The sequence below is a fragment of the Pseudomonas sp. B26(2017) genome, assembly GCF_002113045.1.
GTDB lineage: Bacteria > Pseudomonadota > Gammaproteobacteria > Pseudomonadales > Pseudomonadaceae > Aquipseudomonas.
In genome coordinates, this window is the sequence record NZ_NEJJ01000007.1 from 225001 (window position 1) to 241499 (window position 16499).

Genomic DNA, 16499 nt, shown 5'->3' on the forward strand with positions numbered 1-16499 from the left:
TCAACGGCCGGACGTGATGCTCAGGCCTTTGAGCAGGCTCAGGGCCTGGGCCAACTGGTAATCGTCATCCTGCGGCATCGCCTTGGCCTTGCCGCCCGAACCGGTTGGACGGTCCGCGCCGCCGTTGCCGTTGCCCAGGTGACCTTGCAGGTCGGCTTCCTTGAAGTAGTCGCCGTCTGCCTCGTTGGTGATCTTGGCCTTGCGTACCTCGATGTCCGGGACGATGCCCTGGGCCTGAATCGAGCGACCGTTCGGCGTGAAGTACAGCGCAGTGGTGATCTTCAGCGCGCGGTCGTTGTTCAGTGGCAGCACGGTCTGCACCGAGCCCTTGCCGAAACTGGTGGTGCCCATGACCACGGCGCGTTTCTGATCCTGCAGGGCGCCGGCGACGATTTCCGAGGCCGAGGCGCTGCCACCGTTGATCAGCACAACCATTGGCACCGCTTCGCTTTCGTCCTTGCCGGTGGCGGAGAAGCGCAGTTCGGAGTTGGCGATCCGGCCCTTGGTGTAGACGATCAGGCCTTTGGTGATGAAGTGGTCGACCACTTCCACCGCTGCCTGCAACACGCCGCCCGGGTTGTTGCGCAGGTCGAGGATGATGCCGTTGAGCTTCTTGCCGTTGTCCTTGCGCAGTTTGGCCAGGGCCTTGGAGACCTCTTCGCCGGTCTTGACCTGGAACTGGGTGATGCGGATCAGGCCATAACCCGATTCCAGCAGTTGCGCCTTGACGCTCTTCACCTGAATCACGGCGCGAGCAAGGGTCACGTCGAACGGCGTGCCGCCGTCGCGAACCAGGGTCAGGGTGATCTTCTGGCCGATCTTGCCGCGCATCTTGTCCACGGCTTCGGTCATGGTCTGGCCACGGGTCGGCGCGCCGTTGATCTTGACGATGAAGTCGCCGGCCTGGATGCCGGCCTTCGACGCCGGCGTGTCGTCGATCGGCGACACGACCTTGATGAAGCCGTCTTCGGCGCCGACTTCGATGCCCAGGCCGCCGAATTCACCGCTGGTGCTTTCCTGCAACTCGGCGAAATCCTCGGGACCAAGGTAGGCGGAGTGCGGATCAAGGTTGCTGAGCATGCCCTTGATCGCGTTTTCCAGCAGGGTCTTGTCGTCCACCGGTTCGACATAGGCGGCCTTGATCCGGTCCATGACCTCGGCAAAGGTGCGCAACTCTTCCAGCGGCAATGGCGCCTTGGAGGTCGCGGCAGTGCCTGCCGGAGCGACAGCCGGGGCCGGTTGAGCGGCAAACGCCAGAGGCGCGCCGATCACCAGGGCGATCGTCAGGGCCAGCGAGGTAAGGCGGGACAAATGCAGCATGTCGAACGAACTCCTAATTTAGGTTGCCCGCGCTTATCCTTGCGCGCGGCACCATTGCGCCGGATCACTCGGGTGACCCTGCTGACGAATTGCGAAATACAGCGCCGGAGTGTCCTGGCCGCCACTGTTACCCACAGTGGAGATGGACTCGCCGGCCTTAACCACGTCACCCGCCGACTTCAGTAGCGTCTGGTTGTGACCGTAAAGACTCAGAAAACCGTTGCCGTGGTCGAGGATCACCAGCAGCCCGGCGCCGCGCAACCAGTCGGCAAACACCACGCGCCCGCCGTGTACGGCATGCACCTGGCTGCCGGCGGAGGCGCTGATCATCACGCCGTCCCACTTGGTGCGGGCATCGTCGCCACGGGTTTCGCCGAAGCGTGCCAGCAGTCGACCATCAACGGGCCATGGAAGTTTTCCCCGACTAGACGCAAAAGGGCCACCGAAGGTCTCGCCGCCGCTGGACACCAGGGCGCCGGGAGTCGATCTGACCGGTTTGCGTGGGGCGTCGGTGTTTTCCGCCTCGGCCTCACGCAAGCGCTTTTTTTCGGCTTCCTGCTGGGCGATGAGCGCTTTCTGCCGCGCTTCTTCTGCCTCACGGGCCTGGCGGGCCAGGGTTTCTTCAATGGTTTTAAGGACTTTAGACAGGTCTGCCTGATCCTGCTCGCGGGCGGCCAGTTTCTGGTCCCGGGCTTTCACGTCTTCATTGAGTTTGGCGAGGGCCTGCTGGCGCTCCTTGCGGACCTTGTCGAGCGCTTCGCGCTGAGTGTCGAGATCGCTTTGCTGCGCCAGCAATTGCGCCTGCTGCAAGCCGATGTCCTTTTCGACATTGGCCAGTTGGCGCAGGGTTTCGTTGAAGCTTTTCAGCTGCTCCAGGCGAGCCTGGCTCAGGTAGTCGTAATAGGTGAGGGTGCGGGCGAATTTCTCGGGGTTCTGCTGGTTGAGCAGCAGCTTGAGGTATTCCTGGCGACCATTCTGGTAGGCGGCGCGGGCCTGGATGGCGATCAGTCGCTGCTGTTCAGTGCGCGCGCTCTGGAGTTTTTTTTTCTCCGCATCGAGCCGCTGCAGCTCGGATTCGCTCTTTTTCAGCTCTTTCTGCAGGGCTTCGACCTGTTTCTCGAGCTTGCCCATCTCGGTTTCAGTGCCCTTGAGCTCCTTTTGCACGCCGGATTTTTCTTCCTGGAGCTTGCCCAGCAGTTTTTTCAGCTCGGCGATGTCCTGGCGCGTGGCGTCCAGTTGCTGTTGGGTTTGCGCGCGCTCATCCGCGAAGGCCGGTTGGAGCAGGCATGTCAGAGCGAGGGCGATCAGGACGCGAAGCATAGAGGCGGGCGGCACCAGGGTAAGGGACGGCCTAGTATGCCCGCCCGACGCGGCAAAAAAAACGCCCAATTGGGACTGTGTGATAACTGGGGTGCCGGACAGAGTGAAATCCTCTTTGAAAACCCCACAAACCAATGTGGGAGCGGCTTGCCCGCGATGGCGTCTGAACATTCAACATAGTTGTCGGCTGTCAGATTGCTATCGCTGGCAAGCCAGCTCCCACAGGGTTTTTCAGTGTTTTGACGGGCGATTACACCAGAATCGAAGTGCCAGTCATTTCCGCCGGTTTTTCCAGGCCCAGCAGTTTCAGCATGGTCGGCGCCACGTCCGCCAGCACGCCGCCTTCGCGGACTTTCAGATCACGCTTGCCGACATAGATGAACGGCACCGGCTCGGTGGTGTGCGCGGTGTGCGCCTGGCCGGTGGATTCGTCGGCCATCTGTTCGACGTTGCCGTGGTCGGCGGTGATCAGCGCTTCGCCGCCGACTTTTTCCAGGGCTTCGACGATACGGCCGACGCAGGTGTCCAGGCACTCCACGGCTTTCACCGCGGCTTCGAACACGCCGCTATGGCCGACCATGTCGCCGTTGGCGTAGTTGACCACGATCACGTCGTAGCGCTGATTCTCGATGGCTTCGACGATGCGGTCGGTGACTTCGGGCGCGCTCATTTCCGGCTGCAAGTCATAGGTGGCGACTTTCGGCGACGGGATCAGAATGCGCTCTTCGCCGGGGAACGGCTCTTCACGACCGCCGGAGAAAAAGAAGGTCACGTGGGCGTATTTCTCGGTTTCGGCGATGCGCAGCTGGGTCTTGCCGTTTTTCGCCAGGTAGTCGCCGAGCACGTTTTCCAGGCTGCCCGGGGCAAAGGCGGCGGGGGCCGGGATGCTGGCGGCGTATTGGGTCAGGCCGACGTACTGCACTTTTGGCTGGCGTGCGCGCTCGAACTCCTTGAAGTCGTCTTCGACAAACACACGGCTCAGCTCGCGGGCACGGTCGGCACGGAAGTTCATGAACACCACGGCGTCGCCGTCTTCGACTTTTACCGGCTCACCGATGCTGGTGGCTTTGACGAACTCGTCGCTCTCGCCACGGGCGTAAGCGGCTTCCAGACCTTCCTGGGCGGTGGCGGCGCTGAATTCGGCTGTGCCATCAACGATCAGGTTGTAGGCCTGAGACACGCGATCCCAACGGTTGTCGCGATCCATGGCGTAGTAGCGGCCGATCAGGCTGGCGATGCAGCCCTTGCCGAGCGCCTGGAAGGTCGCGTCGAGCAGTTCGATCGACGAGGCGGCGCTTTTCGGCGGCGTGTCACGGCCGTCGAGGAAGGCGTGCAGGTAGATTTTCTCGGCGCCGCGCTTGAAGGCCAGTTCGGCCATGGCGATCAGGTGATCCTGGTGGCTGTGAACACCGCCGTCCGACAACAGACCCATGAAATGTACGGCCTTGCCGGCGGCCACGGCCTTGTCCACGGCGGCGCAGATGGTCGGGTTCTCGAAGAACTCGCCATCGCGGATCGCTTTGGTCACGCGCGTGAAGTCCTGATACACCACGCGACCGGCGCCGAGGTTCATGTGGCCGACTTCGGAGTTGCCCATCTGGCCGTCCGGCAGACCGACGTCCATGCCGCTGCCCGAGATCAAGCCGTTCGGCACGGTGGCCCACAGGCGATCCAGTACAGGCTTTTTGGCCGCATAGACGGCGTTGGATTCGTGGCTGTCGCTGTGACCGAAGCCGTCGAGAATCATCAGGACCAAAGGTTTAGGCGTGGTAGTCATGGAATCCACTCGTGGCTAATAAGAAGAGGGCGATGGAAAAGGGAGTTGGAGTTTAAAGCGAAGTTCCGGCGGCGTCACCGCCGGACGGGGTTTGGCCGACCATAGTGGCTGTGTATACTGGCCGACATTTTAACGCCCTGGAACCTCCTTCGATGGTTGCTCACCTGATTGAATTTGCCACTAACCACTACATTCTTGTCGGTATCTTCGTCGTACTGCTGGCTTTGCTGCTGGCGCATACGGTGCAGGGCGGCGGTAAAAGCCTGAGCACGGGCGAGCTGACCGCACTGGTCAACAAGGAAGCCGGCGTGGTCGTGGACATCCGTCCGAGCAAGGAATACGCCGCCGGTCACATCGTTGGCGCGGTGAACATTCCCCAGGACAAACTGGTTGCCCGTATCGGCGAGCTGGAAAAACACAAGGCCAAGACCATCATCCTGGTCGACGCCCTGGGCCAGACCGCCGGCACCCACGCCCGCGAGCTGATGAAGGCCGGCTTCACCGCCGCCAAGCTGTCCGGCGGGATTTCCAGCTGGAAAGGCGACAACCTGCCGTTGGTGAAGTGACATGAGCAACGTCATCGTCTACTCCAGCGATTACTGCCCTTACTGCTCGCGCGCCAAGTACCTGCTCGCGAACAAAGGCGTGGCCTTCGAAGAGATCAAGGTCGATGGCAAGCCGCAGGTGCGCGCCGCCATGGCCCAGAAGGCCGGACGCACGTCCGTGCCGCAGATCTGGATCGGCGACACCCACGTCGGCGGATGTGACGATTTGTACGCCCTGGAGCGCGCCGGCAAGCTCGACGCGCTGCTCAAGGCCTGACCTGCTGCACGCTCTACCGAACACCAAGAACCCTAAAAGACCCGAGATCAGAAAGGATCTGAGATGACTGACCAACAGAACACTGCAGCCAGCGAAGAAGAAACCGCACCGCAATTCTCCTTGCAGCGCATCTACGTACGCGACCTGTCCTTCGAAGCCCCGAAAAGCCCGGCGATCTTCCGCCAGCAGTGGGATCCGGCGGTCGCTCTGGATCTGAACACCCGCCAGAAAGCCCTGGAAGGTGATTTCTACGAAGTCGTGCTGACCCTGTCCGTCACCGTGAAAAACGGTGAAGAAGTCGCCTTCATCGCTGAAGTGCAACAGGCCGGTATCTTCCTGATCAAGAACCTGGACGCGGCTTCGATGAGCCACACTCTGGGTGCGTTCTGCCCGAACATCCTGTTCCCGTACGCTCGCGAAACCCTGGACAGCCTGGTGACCCGTGGTTCGTTCCCGGCCCTGATGCTGGCCCCGGTGAACTTCGACGCCCTGTACGCGCAAGAGCTGCAGCGCATGCAGGAATCCGGCGAGACTCCGACCGTTCAGTAAGCGGTGGATGCAACAACGAAAAAAGCGCCGTTACAGGCGCTTTTTTCTTGGGCGATCGTTCTCGCGTTGATCGTTCCCATGCTCTGCGTGGGAATGCCTCTGGGGACGCTCCGCGTCCAGTGACGCGGAGCGTCACGGGCTGCATTCCCACGCGGAGCGCGGGAACGATCCAGGACTGGCGCGTTACTTGAAGTCGTTCTGCCGCCACGCTTCGTATACGGCCACTGCCACGGTGTTGGACAGGTTCAGGCTGCGGCAGCCTTCGCGCATCGGCAGGCGCAGGCGCTGTTCGCCCGGCAGGGCGTCGAGCACCTCCGGCGGCAGGCCGCGGCTTTCCGGTCCGAAGATGAACGCATCGCCCGGGACGAACGCGGCATCGTGAAACGGCCGCGAGCCCTTCGTGGTGAAGGCGAACAGCCGTGGATGACCGAGGCTTTCCAGGCAGCTGGCCAGGTCGGCGTGGCGTTGCAGCGTGGCGTACTCGTGGTAGTCGAGACCGGCACGACGCAGGCGCTTGTCGTCCATCTCGAAGCCCAGCGGTTCGATCAAATGCAGGTGGCAGCCGCTGTTGGCGCACAGCCTGATAACGTTGCCGGTGTTCGGTGGAATTTCCGGTTGAAAAAGGATGACGTGAAACATGCACGGCTCCGAAGGTAAAGATGACGCGCATTCTACGCCGCAAGCGGATCCGCGTTCGAAACTATTCCCGCGGGTGATGGCTTCGCTGGCGATTGTCGGTGTGATGGTCGGGATGATGATCGGCCGTTTGACCACGCCTGACCCGACCGTTTTACAGCAGGTCGAGGTGATCGATGGGGGGCTGGCGGTCTGGTTCAACAACGAGCCGAAGCTGCACGGCGAGATCGTCGATGGCAGCGTTGCGTTGCTGTTCGAGGCCGAAGGCAAGGTGCAGAAAGGACAGCTCAAGTTCAACGGCAAGGACGTGAACTGGCGGACACGCTTGAGTGACGGGGGATTGTTGCTGACGCTGGTGGCGGCGCGGCCGCTGCAGGGCGACTGGGCCGGCCAGGCGGTCGATGACCGCTGGCGGCTGGAGATCCATCTCCGGGAGCAATAAAAGAGGGAATCCCCGGCCTGCCTGTACCAAGGTTCCCGAAACGGGCGGGCTCATCGCATCGCGTTCTGAGCCGGTGTAAAGAAGGAACCCCTGACCTGCCTGTATCAAGGGCCCCAAAAGGGTGGACTCGATGAGTCCGGTGTAAAGAGGGGAATCCCCGGCCTGCCTGTACCAAGGCCCCCGAAAGGGTGGGTGAATCGAATCACCTGATGGAGTTATTGCAGGGGGCGTGCCAGGTTTTCTCGTTTTGAAACAAAAAAGCCCGACACAATGACGAAGGCCCTGTAATACGGGGCCTTCGTCTTTTCACAGGATGGGATTTTCAGCGGTTTTCAGTGCAAGCCTGAGCCATTGGCCGTGCCCGATTACGGGTCACGGTGCCTTGCGGCGGTGCAGACTGGCGCTCAATCTCAGCCTTCATCACCCTCATCGTCATCCCCGCCATCAACCTTCATGCCGAGCTCCTTGATCTTGCGGGTCAAGGTGTTGCGGCCCCAGCCCAGCAGCACCGCAGCGTCACGACGACGCCCGGCGGTGTGCTTGAGTGCGGTCTCGATCATGATCCGCTCGAACGCCGGCACCGCGCTGTCGAGCAGGCTCGACTGACCGCGAGCCAGGGCCTGGTCGGCCCACTGGCGCAGCGCCTGTTCCCAGTTGGTCACCGGCGCCGAGTCTTGCGGCAGGCTCAACAGTTCCGGCGGCAGGTCGCTGATATGCACCTCGCGCCCGGACGCCATCACCGTGATCCAGCGGCAGGTGTTTTCCAGCTGGCGCACGTTGCCCGGCCATGGCAGGTTTTTCAGGTATTCCTCGGTCTCGCTTTTCAGCAGCTTCGGCTCGACCGCCAGTTCTTGCGCGGCGCGGCTGAGGAAGTGCTTGGCCAGGGTCGGGATGTCTTCGCGGCGATCCGACAGGCGCGGGATGTGGATGCGGATCACGTTGAGGCGGTGGAACAAGTCCTCACGGAATTTCCCGGCGTGAACCAGGGTTTCCAGATTCTGGTGAGTCGCGGCGATGATCCGCACATCAACCTTGACCGGCACGTGCCCGCCAACGCGATAGAACTCACCATCGGCCAGCACCCGCAGCAGTCGGGTCTGGGTGTCTGCCGGCATGTCGCCGATTTCATCGAGGAACAGCGTGCCGCCGTCGGCTTGTTCGAAGCGGCCGCGACGCAGGTTGGCCGCGCCGGTGAACGCGCCTTTCTCGTGGCCGAAGAGCTCGGATTCCATCAGGTCTTTCGGAATCGCCGCCATGTTCAGCGCGATGAACGGCGAGGCCGCGCGCGGGCTGTGGCGGTGCAGGGCGTGAGCCACCAGTTCTTTACCGGTGCCGGATTCGCCGTTGATCAGCACGGTGATGTTGGAATGGCTCAGGCGCCCGATGGCGCGGAACACTTCCTGCATCGCCGGCGCTTCGCCGATGATTTCCGGGGTGCGGGTCAGGGGCGGAGCGACTTCCAGGCCCTGTTGTTCCTGGGCGTGCTGGTTGGCGCGCTTGACCAGCGACACCGCTTCGTCAACGTCGAACGGCTTGGGCAGGTACTCGAACGCGCCGCCCTGATAGGAGGCGACAGCGCTGTCCAGATCGGAGTGAGCGGTCATGATGATCACCGGCAGCCGCGGGTGCTGCTCGCGGATCCGCGCCAGCAGGTCCAGGCCGCTGGCGCCGGGCATGCGGATATCGGAGATGATCACGTCCGGCTGCTGGCGTGCGAGGCGGCTCATCACGCCATCGGCACTGTCGAAGCTCTGGGTGGTCATGCCTTCCTGTTGCAGGGCTTTTTCCAGAACCCAACGGATAGAACGGTCGTCATCGACGATCCACACGGTTTCACTACGGCTCATGTCGATGTGGCTCCTTGTTCCAGTGGCAGAAAGATCGAAAACGTGGTGTGGCCTGGATGGCTGTCACATTCGATCAGGCCCTGGTGCTGGCTGATGATGTTCTGGGTGATGGCCAGGCCCAGCCCGGTACCGTCCGGACGGCCGCTGACCATGGGAAAGAAGATGGTTTCCTGGAGTTCCGCCGGAATGCCCGGGCCGTTGTCGATGATCTCGATCTTGGTCACCAGACGATGGCGGACGTGGCCGATGGTGAACTGGCGCATGGCGCGGGTACGCAGGCTGATGCGGCCCAGGCGCAGCTCGTTCTGGCTGCTGATGGCCTGCATCGCATTGCGCACGATGTTCAGCACCGCCTGAATCATTTGTTCGCGGTCGATCAGGACGTCGGGAATGCTCGGGTCGTAATCGCGCACCAGCGTGATGCAACCCTGGCTTTCGGCCTCGACCAGTTGGCAGACGCGCTCCAGCACTTCGTGGACATTGCACAGGGCCAGCGACGGCAGTTTGTTCGAACCGAGCATGCGGTCGACCAGATTACGCAGGCGGTCGGCCTCTTCGATGATCACGTTGGTGTAGTCGCGCAGGCTGTCTTCCGGCAGCTCCCGGGCCAGCAATTGCGCGGCACCGCGGATACCGCCCAGCGGATTCTTGATCTCGTGAGCCAGGCCGCGCACCAGCATCTTGCTGGTTTCCTGCTTCGACAACTGCGCCTCTTCCTTGGTGATCCGCAACAGACGGTCACGGGGATGCACTTCCAGCAGGAGCAGGGTCGCGCCGTTGCTGAGGATCGGCGTCACCGCGTAATCCACGGTCAGGGTCTGTCCGGTGAGAGCGGTGAGCATCGCTTCGCGCTTGGTGAACGGATGCGCCTGCTCCACCGCCTGGCGCAACGAGTTGAGCGCCTCGGTGGACTCGGTGAACAGCTCGCTGATGAACTGGCCATGGCTGCGCTGGCCGCTGATGGCCAGCAGCATCTCCGCCGCCGGGTTCATGTACTCGAGGCGCAATTCGCTGTCGAGCAGGATGGTAGCGGTGGTCAGGTTGTCGAGTAGCAAGCGATGCAGTGCGTCACTGATGGTCATGAGGACCTCTTTTGGAGCATGGCGCGCGCAGGGATACAGCGCTGATGCGAGGAAAATGCAAAAACCAAACCAAGGCTCCGAAAAGAAGCGTTCAACCCCTGAAACGGGCGTTTGACGCTCGTTTGCGTGGCAGTCAAACCGCTCTGGCGGGTACTTTCGAACCAAAATGGGTTGGAATGTGAGTACGGTGCAGCGTATTGCACCAATATAGTGCGCAAAGCTGAACGGCGTCAGAAGAAACGCAGGAAAGGGTTTTTCGGTTCGGCGGGTTTGTCTTTCAGCGGGCATTCCGGACGCACGCCATAGTCGGCGCTGACGCACGGTTTGACCTGACGCTTCTGGGCCAGAGAGATGCGTTGCATGTGGAACGGCTGGTTGGCGGTTTTCTCCACGGTTCGGCCCTGAGCGTCGAGGATCTCGACCGACAGATTGTGGCTGCCGCGATCGATATTGCTCAGCGGGAACACAGGACTCAGACCTGGTTCGCCGACGGCTTTGCCATCCAGCAGCAAGCGATACAGATGACCTCTTTGCAGGCCCGGCTCGCTGGTGACGCTGACGATCAGTTCGCCGGCGCTGCTGCGAATGGTCGCGTCCGGCTCGGGGATCAGCACGCGCAGCATGTCGTAGTGGAACAGCGGTGGTTCCGCAGATTTCTTCGACGGCGTGATCGTGGCGGCGCTGCTCGGATTCGAGGCCATGCGATTGCTGGTGGCCAGCGGCACGCGCTTGGCGTTGCCACGCGGCTGATCGGTGTAGACGCGATTGCCCTGTGCGTCGATGTAAGTGAACGCCTCGGCCGATGCGCCGAGCGCGATCAACGACAGGAACAAGGCAATCAATCCCCGCGTCATGGCTTGTGCACCCGCTGCACGGTGAACACTACCGCCGGACTCTGCTGAATGATCGCCTCGCCATTGATTACCTGCACCGCCAGCCGATGCTCGCCCCGGTCGACGTTCACCAGTTGCAGGATCGGCACGTTGCTCGGCTGGCCATAAGGCGCATCGTCCAAAAGCAGGCGCAATTGATGCGGCGGTTGCAGACGCGGCTTGATCAGCACACTGACCGTGAAGGTGCCGTTGTTGGCGCGCAGGGCTTCCTCGGTGGGCAGGCCGGTCAGCTCCAGCACTTCGTAGGCATTGCGCGCAGGCTCACGACTGACCGTATCGGTAGACGGCGCATTCGGTGCCTGAGGCTGGACGCTGTTGAGCGGCGGCAACTCCACCGCCTGCGCCTGCACGCCGTCCGGCGCGTGATCGCTGTACACCGTGTTGCCGCCGGCGTCGGTGTACTTGTAGATCTGCGCGGCGACGGGCAGGGCGATCAGCAGCAAAATATAGAGAAGGGTGCGACCCATGAAATCGACCGAAAACGAAAACGATGGGATGCAGCATAGGACAGTGGAGCGGGGAAGGCTCGGATGGAAAACATCCGGCCAATAAAAAAGGCCTCCTGAAGGAGGCCTCTCTTTTGTCACGCCGCGTAGCGCGGCGCTACCGGATCAGCAGCTGTAGTACAGCTCATATTCCAGTGGGTGTACGAAGGTGCGGACCTTGATTTCTTCTTCGGATTTCAGCGCGATGTAGGCATCGATGAAGTCGTCGGAGAACACGCCGCCCTTGGTCAGGAACGCACGGCCCTTGTCCAGCTCTTCCAGAGCTTCTTTCAGGCTGCCGCAAACTTGCGGGATTTCTTTCGCCTCTTCAGGCGGCAGGTCGTACAGGTTCTTGTCGGCAGCATCGCCTGGGTGGATCTTGTTCTGGATACCGTCCAGACCGGCCATCAGCAGTGCTGCGAAAGCCAGGTACGGGTTGGCAGCCGGATCCGGGAAACGTGCTTCGATACGACGGCCACGCGGGCTGTTGACGTAAGGAATACGGATCGAGGCGGAACGGTTGCGAGCCGAGTAGGCCAGCATCACCGGAGCTTCGAAGCCTGGCACCAGACGCTTGTAGGAGTTGGTGGCCGGGTTGGTGAAGCCGTTCAGGGCCTTACCGTGCTTGATGATGCCGCCGATGAAGTACAGGGCGGTTTCGGACAGGCCGGCATAGCCTTCGCCAGCGAAGGTGTTCTTGCCGTCTTTGGCGATGGACATGTGCACATGCATACCCGAACCGTTGTCACCGTACAGTGGCTTCGGCATGAAGGTCGCAGTGCGGCCGTAGGCATCGGCCACGTTGTGTACAACGTATTTCAGAGTCTGAACTTCGTCAGCTTTCTTCACCAGGGTGTTGAACTTGACACCGATTTCGTTTTGACCGGCGGTTGCCACTTCGTGGTGGTGAACTTCAACGGTCTGACCCATCTCTTCCAGTGCGTTGCACATGGCGGTACGGATTTCGTGGTCGTGGTCGAACGGCGGAACCGGGAAGTAGCCGCCTTTCACGCCTGGACGGTGGCCCTTGTTGCCGCCTTCCACGTCCTGGTCGGACATCCACGAGCCTTGCTCGGAGTAGATCTTGAACATCGAGCCGGAGATGTCGGACTTGAACTTCACTTCGTCGAAGATGAAGAACTCAGGCTCGGGACCGGCGAATACGGTGTCACCGATACCGGTGGTCTTCAGGTATTCCTCGGCGCGACGGGCAATGGCACGTGGGTCGCGGTCGTAGCCCTGCATGGTCGAAGGCTCGATGATGTCGCAGACCAGGATCAGGGTCGGTTCTTCGGTGAACGGGTCCAGAACGGCGGTTTCGTCGTCCGGCATCAGGATCATGTCGGAGGCTTCGATGCCTTTCCAGCCAGCGATGGAGGAACCGTCGAACATCTTGCCCGCTTCGAAGAAGTCGTCTTCCAGCGCATCGCGAGCCGGCATGGTCACGTGGTGCTGAGTGCCTTTGGTGTCCGTGAAGCGCAGATCAATCCACTTGACGTCATGATCTTTGATGAGTTGAACCGACTTCGACATAGTGTCCTCCGGGTGGCTTAGGGCGGGTAGTGGATGCCCTTAAATGTTGGTGATGCCGGCGCGAATACTCTGCCAAGGCAACCTGCCTCACAAGGGAGCAAATTGCATGCCAGTGCCCCAGCATGGGTTTTTTGCCCCAAATTCACGCTTCTAAAGATCGAAAGCGCCTTAATGGCGAAAATCTCGCCCTTTAATGTAGCGTTCAAATCGAAAAATGACCCGTTTTGGTGCGCGCAAAACCTTCTGCACATTAACTGGTTAAACCTTGAGCAATTTCCGCTATAATCCGCGCCCCCCTTTTTCGGCTGGCCCTGCGCGCGCTGTTTTCATGAAACTAATCGTTAAAGTCTTTCCCGAGATCACCATCAAAAGCCGACCTGTCCGGACGAAATTCATCCGCCAGCTGGCCAAGAACATCCGCACCGTGCTCCGCGACCTGGACCCGGCCGTGGTGGTGAACGGTGTGTGGGACAATCTCGAGCTGGAAACCCGCGTCACCGATCCCAAGGCCCTGAAGGAAATGGGCGAACGCCTGACCTGCATGCCGGGCATCGCGCACTTTCTGCAGATCGACGAGTACCCGCTGGGCGACTTCGACGACATCACCGAGAAGTGCAAGCAGCACTACGGCGACGCGCTGGCCGGGAAGATCTTTTCGGTGCGCTGCAAGCGTGCAGGCAAGCATGCGTTCAGCTCGATGGACGTCGAAAAATACGTCGGCAGCAAGCTGCGCCGTGAATGCGGTGCCGCGGGGATCGACCTGAAAGCGCCGGAAATCGAAGTCCGTATCGAAGTTCGCGACAAACGGTTGTTTGTGATCCACAGCCAGCACAATGGCATCGGCGGCTACCCGCTCGGTGCGCTGGAACAGACGCTGGTATTGATGTCCGGCGGCTTTGACTCGACGGTTGCCGCGTACCAGATCCTGCGCCGCGGCCTGATGACGCATTTCTGCTTCTTCAATCTGGGCGGTCGTGCCCACGAATTGGGCGTAATGGAAGTCGCGCATTTCATCTGGAAGAAGTACGGCAGCTCGCAACGCGTGCTATTTGTCAGTGTCCCGTTCGAAGAAGTGCTGGGCGAAATTCTCGGCAAGGTCGACGACAGTCATATGGGCGTCGTATTGAAGCGTATGATGTTGCGCGCAGCGTCGAGCATTGCCGAACGCCTGCACATTGATGCGCTGGTCACCGGCGAAGCGATTTCCCAGGTGTCGAGCCAGACGTTGCCGAACCTGTCGGTCATCGATTGCGTTACCGACAAACTGGTGCTGCGACCGCTGATCGTCGCCCACAAGCAAGACATCATCGACACGGCCGACCAGATCGGTACCGGTGATTTCGCCCGGCACATGCCGGAATACTGCGGCGTCATCTCGGTCAACCCGAAGACCGCCGCCAAGCGTGGCCGGGTCGAGCACGAAGAGCAGGAATTCGACATGGCGGTGCTCGAGCGTGCGCTCGCAAACGCCAGACTGGTGCCGATCGATCGGGTGATCGACGAATTGGGCCAGGATTTGCAGATCGAAGAAGTCAGCGAAGCGCTGGCCGGTCAGATCGTCATCGACATCCGCCACCCGGATGCCGCCGAGGATGACCCGCTGGAACTCGCCGGCATAGAGGTACAGACGATGCCGTTCTACGCAGTGAACGCTCGTTTCAAGGAACTGGACCCTACTCGCCAGTACCTGCTGTATTGCGACAAAGGCGTGATGAGTCGCCTGCATGCCCACCATTTGCTCAGTGAGGGGCATGCCAATGTGCGCGTTTATCGACCGAGCTAAGTGCCCGGGGCTGTTTGCCTGTGGCCTGCGTCACCGGCCCCCCGACACCGCCGTCAAGCTGTAACGGCCATGCCGGACACTACTGCTAATCGCTGCCAGGACTTGTCAGCAAACCGAATCCTCTGATCGAGATACACAAGTGATCGAAAATCTACGTAACATCGCCATCATTGCCCACGTTGACCACGGTAAAACCACCCTGGTAGACAAACTCCTGCGTCAATCCGGCACCCTGGAGCGCAACGAGCTCAACGACGAGCGCGTGATGGACTCCAACGACCAGGAAAAAGAACGCGGCATTACCATTCTGGCGAAAAACACCGCCATCAACTGGAACGGCTACCACATCAACATCGTGGACACCCCGGGCCACGCCGACTTCGGCGGCGAAGTAGAGCGCGTCATGTCGATGGTCGACTCCGTGCTGCTGCTGGTTGACGCTCAAGACGGCCCTATGCCGCAAACCCGTTTCGTGACCAAGAAGGCGTTCGAAGCCGGTCTGAAGCCGATCGTCGTGATCAACAAGGTCGACCGTCCGGGCGCGCGTCCTGACTGGGTTCTGGACCAGATCTTCGACCTGTTCGACAACCTGGGTGCCACCGACGAACAGCTGGACTTCAAAGTCGTCTACGCCTCGGCCCTGAACGGCATCGCCGGTCTGGACCACACCGAAATGGCCGAAGACATGACCCCGCTGTACCAGTCGATCATCGACAACGTTCCAGCGCCGGCCGTTGACCGTGACGGTCCGTTCCAGATGCAGATCTCCGCACTGGACTACAACAGCTTCCTGGGTGTGATCGGCGTTGGCCGTATTGCCCGTGGCCGCATCAAGCCGAACACCCCGGTCGTCGCCATCGACACCGAAGGCAAGCGCCGCAACGGTCGTATCCTGAAGCTGATGGGTCACCACGGTCTGCACCGCGTTGACGTCGAAGAAGCCCAGGCTGGTGACATCGTCTGCATCAGCGGTTTCGACGAGCTGTTCATCTCCGACACCCTGTGCGACATCAACACTGTCGAAGCGATGAAGCCGCTGACCGTCGACGAGCCAACCGTTTCCATGACCTTCCAGGTCAACGACTCGCCGTTCTGCGGTAAAGAAGGCAAGTTCGTGACTTCCCGCAACATCAAGGAACGTCTGGACAAAGAGCTGCTGTACAACGTTGCCCTGAAAGTTGAAGAAGGCGATTCCGCCGACAAGTTCAAGGTATCGGGTCGTGGTGAGCTGCACCTGTCGGTACTGATCGAAACCATGCGTCGCGAAGGCTTCGAGATGGCTGTGGGCCGTCCTGAAGTGATCATCCGCGAAGTGGGCGGCGTGAAGCAGGAACCGTTCGAAAACGTGACCATCGACATCCCTGAAGAGTCCCAGGGCAAGGTCATGGAAGAAATGGGTCTGCGTAAGGGCGACCTGACCAACATGTCCCCGGATGGCAAGGGCCGTGTGCGCCTGGAGTACAACATCCCGGCTCGCGGTCTGATCGGTTTCCGTAACCAGTTCCTGACCCTGACCAACGGCGCAGGCATCCTGACCTCGATCTTCGATCGTTACGACACCATGAAGTCCGGTCACATGTCCGGCCGTCAGAACGGTGTTCTGGTATCGGTTGAAACCGGCAAGGCACTGACCTACTCCCTGGAAACCCTGCAGGCTCGTGGCAAGCTGTTCGTGGAACACGGTCAGGAGATCTACAACGGTCAGATCGTGGGTCTGAACAGCCGTGACAACGACCTGGGCGTCAACCCTACCAAGGGCAAGAAGCTCGACAACATGCGTGCTTCGGGTAAAGACGAAACCATCGCTCTGGTTCCACCTGTCCGCTTCACTCTGGAGCAGGCTCTGGAATTCATCCAGGATGACGAGCTGTGCGAAGTGACGCCGAAGTCCATCCGTCTTCGCAAGAAGATCCTGGACGAAGGCGAGCGCACCCGCGCTGCCAAGAAAGCCAAGGCATAAGCTTTAGCCAGGCTTGAAAAAAACGCCCCCGGTCGAGAGACCGGGGGCGT

At 60.8% G+C, this 16499-nt stretch carries 15 protein-coding genes; 6 read left to right on the top strand and 9 right to left on the bottom strand.

What is annotated here, in order from left to right:
* The 3 genes from CAF79_RS12795 to gpmI all read right to left on the bottom strand — a co-directional run bounded on the left by CAF79_RS12795 (position 1) and on the right by gpmI (position 4417).
* Positions 1 to 1320 (bottom strand): S41 family peptidase, encoded by a 1320-nt coding sequence (locus CAF79_RS12795; protein WP_085698060.1) that lies wholly within the window; start codon positions 1318 to 1320, stop codon positions 1 to 3.
* A gap of 33 nt (positions 1321 to 1353) precedes the next feature.
* Positions 1354 to 2640, bottom strand: coding sequence for a murein hydrolase activator EnvC (locus tag CAF79_RS12800; RefSeq protein ID WP_085698061.1), 1287 nt, complete (start codon positions 2638 to 2640; stop codon positions 1354 to 1356).
* A gap of 250 nt (positions 2641 to 2890) precedes the next feature.
* Positions 2891 to 4417 carry a 2,3-bisphosphoglycerate-independent phosphoglycerate mutase gene (gene gpmI / locus CAF79_RS12805; protein ID WP_085698062.1) on the bottom strand — a complete coding sequence of 509 codons (1527 nt, stop codon included), beginning with the start codon at positions 4415 to 4417 and terminating at the stop codon, positions 2891 to 2893.
* A gap of 152 nt (positions 4418 to 4569) precedes the next feature.
* On the opposite strand from gpmI, the gene CAF79_RS12810 reads away from it, so the two are divergent.
* From CAF79_RS12810 to secB, 3 genes are all read left to right on the top strand, one after another.
* Positions 4570 to 4983: a rhodanese-like domain-containing protein gene (locus CAF79_RS12810; RefSeq protein ID WP_085698063.1), complete on the top strand. Its 414-nt coding sequence runs from the start codon at positions 4570 to 4572 to the stop codon at positions 4981 to 4983.
* 1 nt (position 4984) lies between these two features.
* Positions 4985 to 5239, top strand: a complete 255-nt coding sequence (gene grxC / locus CAF79_RS12815) for a glutaredoxin 3 (protein ID WP_039764687.1) — start codon at positions 4985 to 4987, stop codon at positions 5237 to 5239.
* Between the two features lie 63 nt (positions 5240 to 5302).
* A complete protein-coding gene (gene secB / locus CAF79_RS12820) occupies positions 5303 to 5788 on the top strand; it encodes a protein-export chaperone SecB (protein ID WP_007909233.1) in 486 nt (161 codons plus the stop codon).
* Positions 5789 to 5971: 183 nt separating this feature from the next.
* On the opposite strand, the gene CAF79_RS12825 is transcribed toward secB, so the two are convergent.
* Entirely contained in the window at positions 5972 to 6427 is a 456-nt protein-coding gene (locus tag CAF79_RS12825) for a tRNA (cytidine(34)-2'-O)-methyltransferase (protein ID WP_007952520.1), read from the bottom strand.
* On the opposite strand from CAF79_RS12825, the gene CAF79_RS12830 reads away from it, so the two are divergent.
* A complete protein-coding gene (locus tag CAF79_RS12830) occupies positions 6426 to 6866 on the top strand; it encodes a hypothetical protein (RefSeq protein ID WP_085698064.1) in 441 nt (146 codons plus the stop codon). The two genes, CAF79_RS12825 and CAF79_RS12830, sit on opposite strands and share 2 nt — an antisense overlap.
* 410 nt (positions 6867 to 7276) lie before the next feature.
* Here the strand turns inward: CAF79_RS12830 and ntrC are convergent, their stop codons facing one another.
* The 5 genes from ntrC to glnA form a co-directional block, all read right to left on the bottom strand.
* The gene (gene ntrC, locus CAF79_RS12835; RefSeq protein ID WP_085698065.1) at positions 7277 to 8713 is read right to left on the bottom strand and encodes a nitrogen regulation protein NR(I); all 1437 of its coding nucleotides are present in this window, start codon (positions 8711 to 8713) and stop codon (positions 7277 to 7279) included.
* On the bottom strand, positions 8710 to 9795 hold the full coding sequence (glnL, locus tag CAF79_RS12840; RefSeq protein ID WP_007952516.1) for a nitrogen regulation protein NR(II): 1086 nt from the start codon (positions 9793 to 9795) through the stop codon (positions 8710 to 8712). The genes ntrC and glnL overlap by 4 nt, the downstream gene beginning before the upstream one ends.
* Before the next feature lie 230 nt (positions 9796 to 10025).
* On the bottom strand, positions 10026 to 10649 hold the full coding sequence (locus CAF79_RS12845; RefSeq protein WP_085698066.1) for a DUF4124 domain-containing protein: 624 nt from the start codon (positions 10647 to 10649) through the stop codon (positions 10026 to 10028).
* Positions 10646 to 11155 (bottom strand): DUF4124 domain-containing protein, encoded by a 510-nt coding sequence (locus tag CAF79_RS12850; protein WP_085698067.1) that lies wholly within the window; start codon positions 11153 to 11155, stop codon positions 10646 to 10648. The genes CAF79_RS12845 and CAF79_RS12850 overlap by 4 nt, the downstream gene beginning before the upstream one ends.
* A gap of 144 nt (positions 11156 to 11299) precedes the next feature.
* A complete protein-coding gene (gene glnA, locus CAF79_RS12855) occupies positions 11300 to 12706 on the bottom strand; it encodes a glutamate--ammonia ligase (RefSeq protein WP_085698068.1) in 1407 nt (468 codons plus the stop codon).
* A gap of 328 nt (positions 12707 to 13034) precedes the next feature.
* Between glnA and thiI the strand changes: the two genes are divergently transcribed.
* Together thiI and typA are read left to right on the top strand one after the other, a co-directional pair.
* Positions 13035 to 14489, top strand: coding sequence for a tRNA uracil 4-sulfurtransferase ThiI (thiI, locus tag CAF79_RS12865; protein ID WP_085684040.1), 1455 nt, complete (start codon positions 13035 to 13037; stop codon positions 14487 to 14489).
* 139 nt (positions 14490 to 14628) lie between these two features.
* Positions 14629 to 16449 (top strand): translational GTPase TypA, encoded by a 1821-nt coding sequence (gene typA, locus CAF79_RS12870; RefSeq protein ID WP_085698070.1) that lies wholly within the window; start codon positions 14629 to 14631, stop codon positions 16447 to 16449.
* The last annotated feature ends 50 nt before the right edge of the window (positions 16450 to 16499 follow it).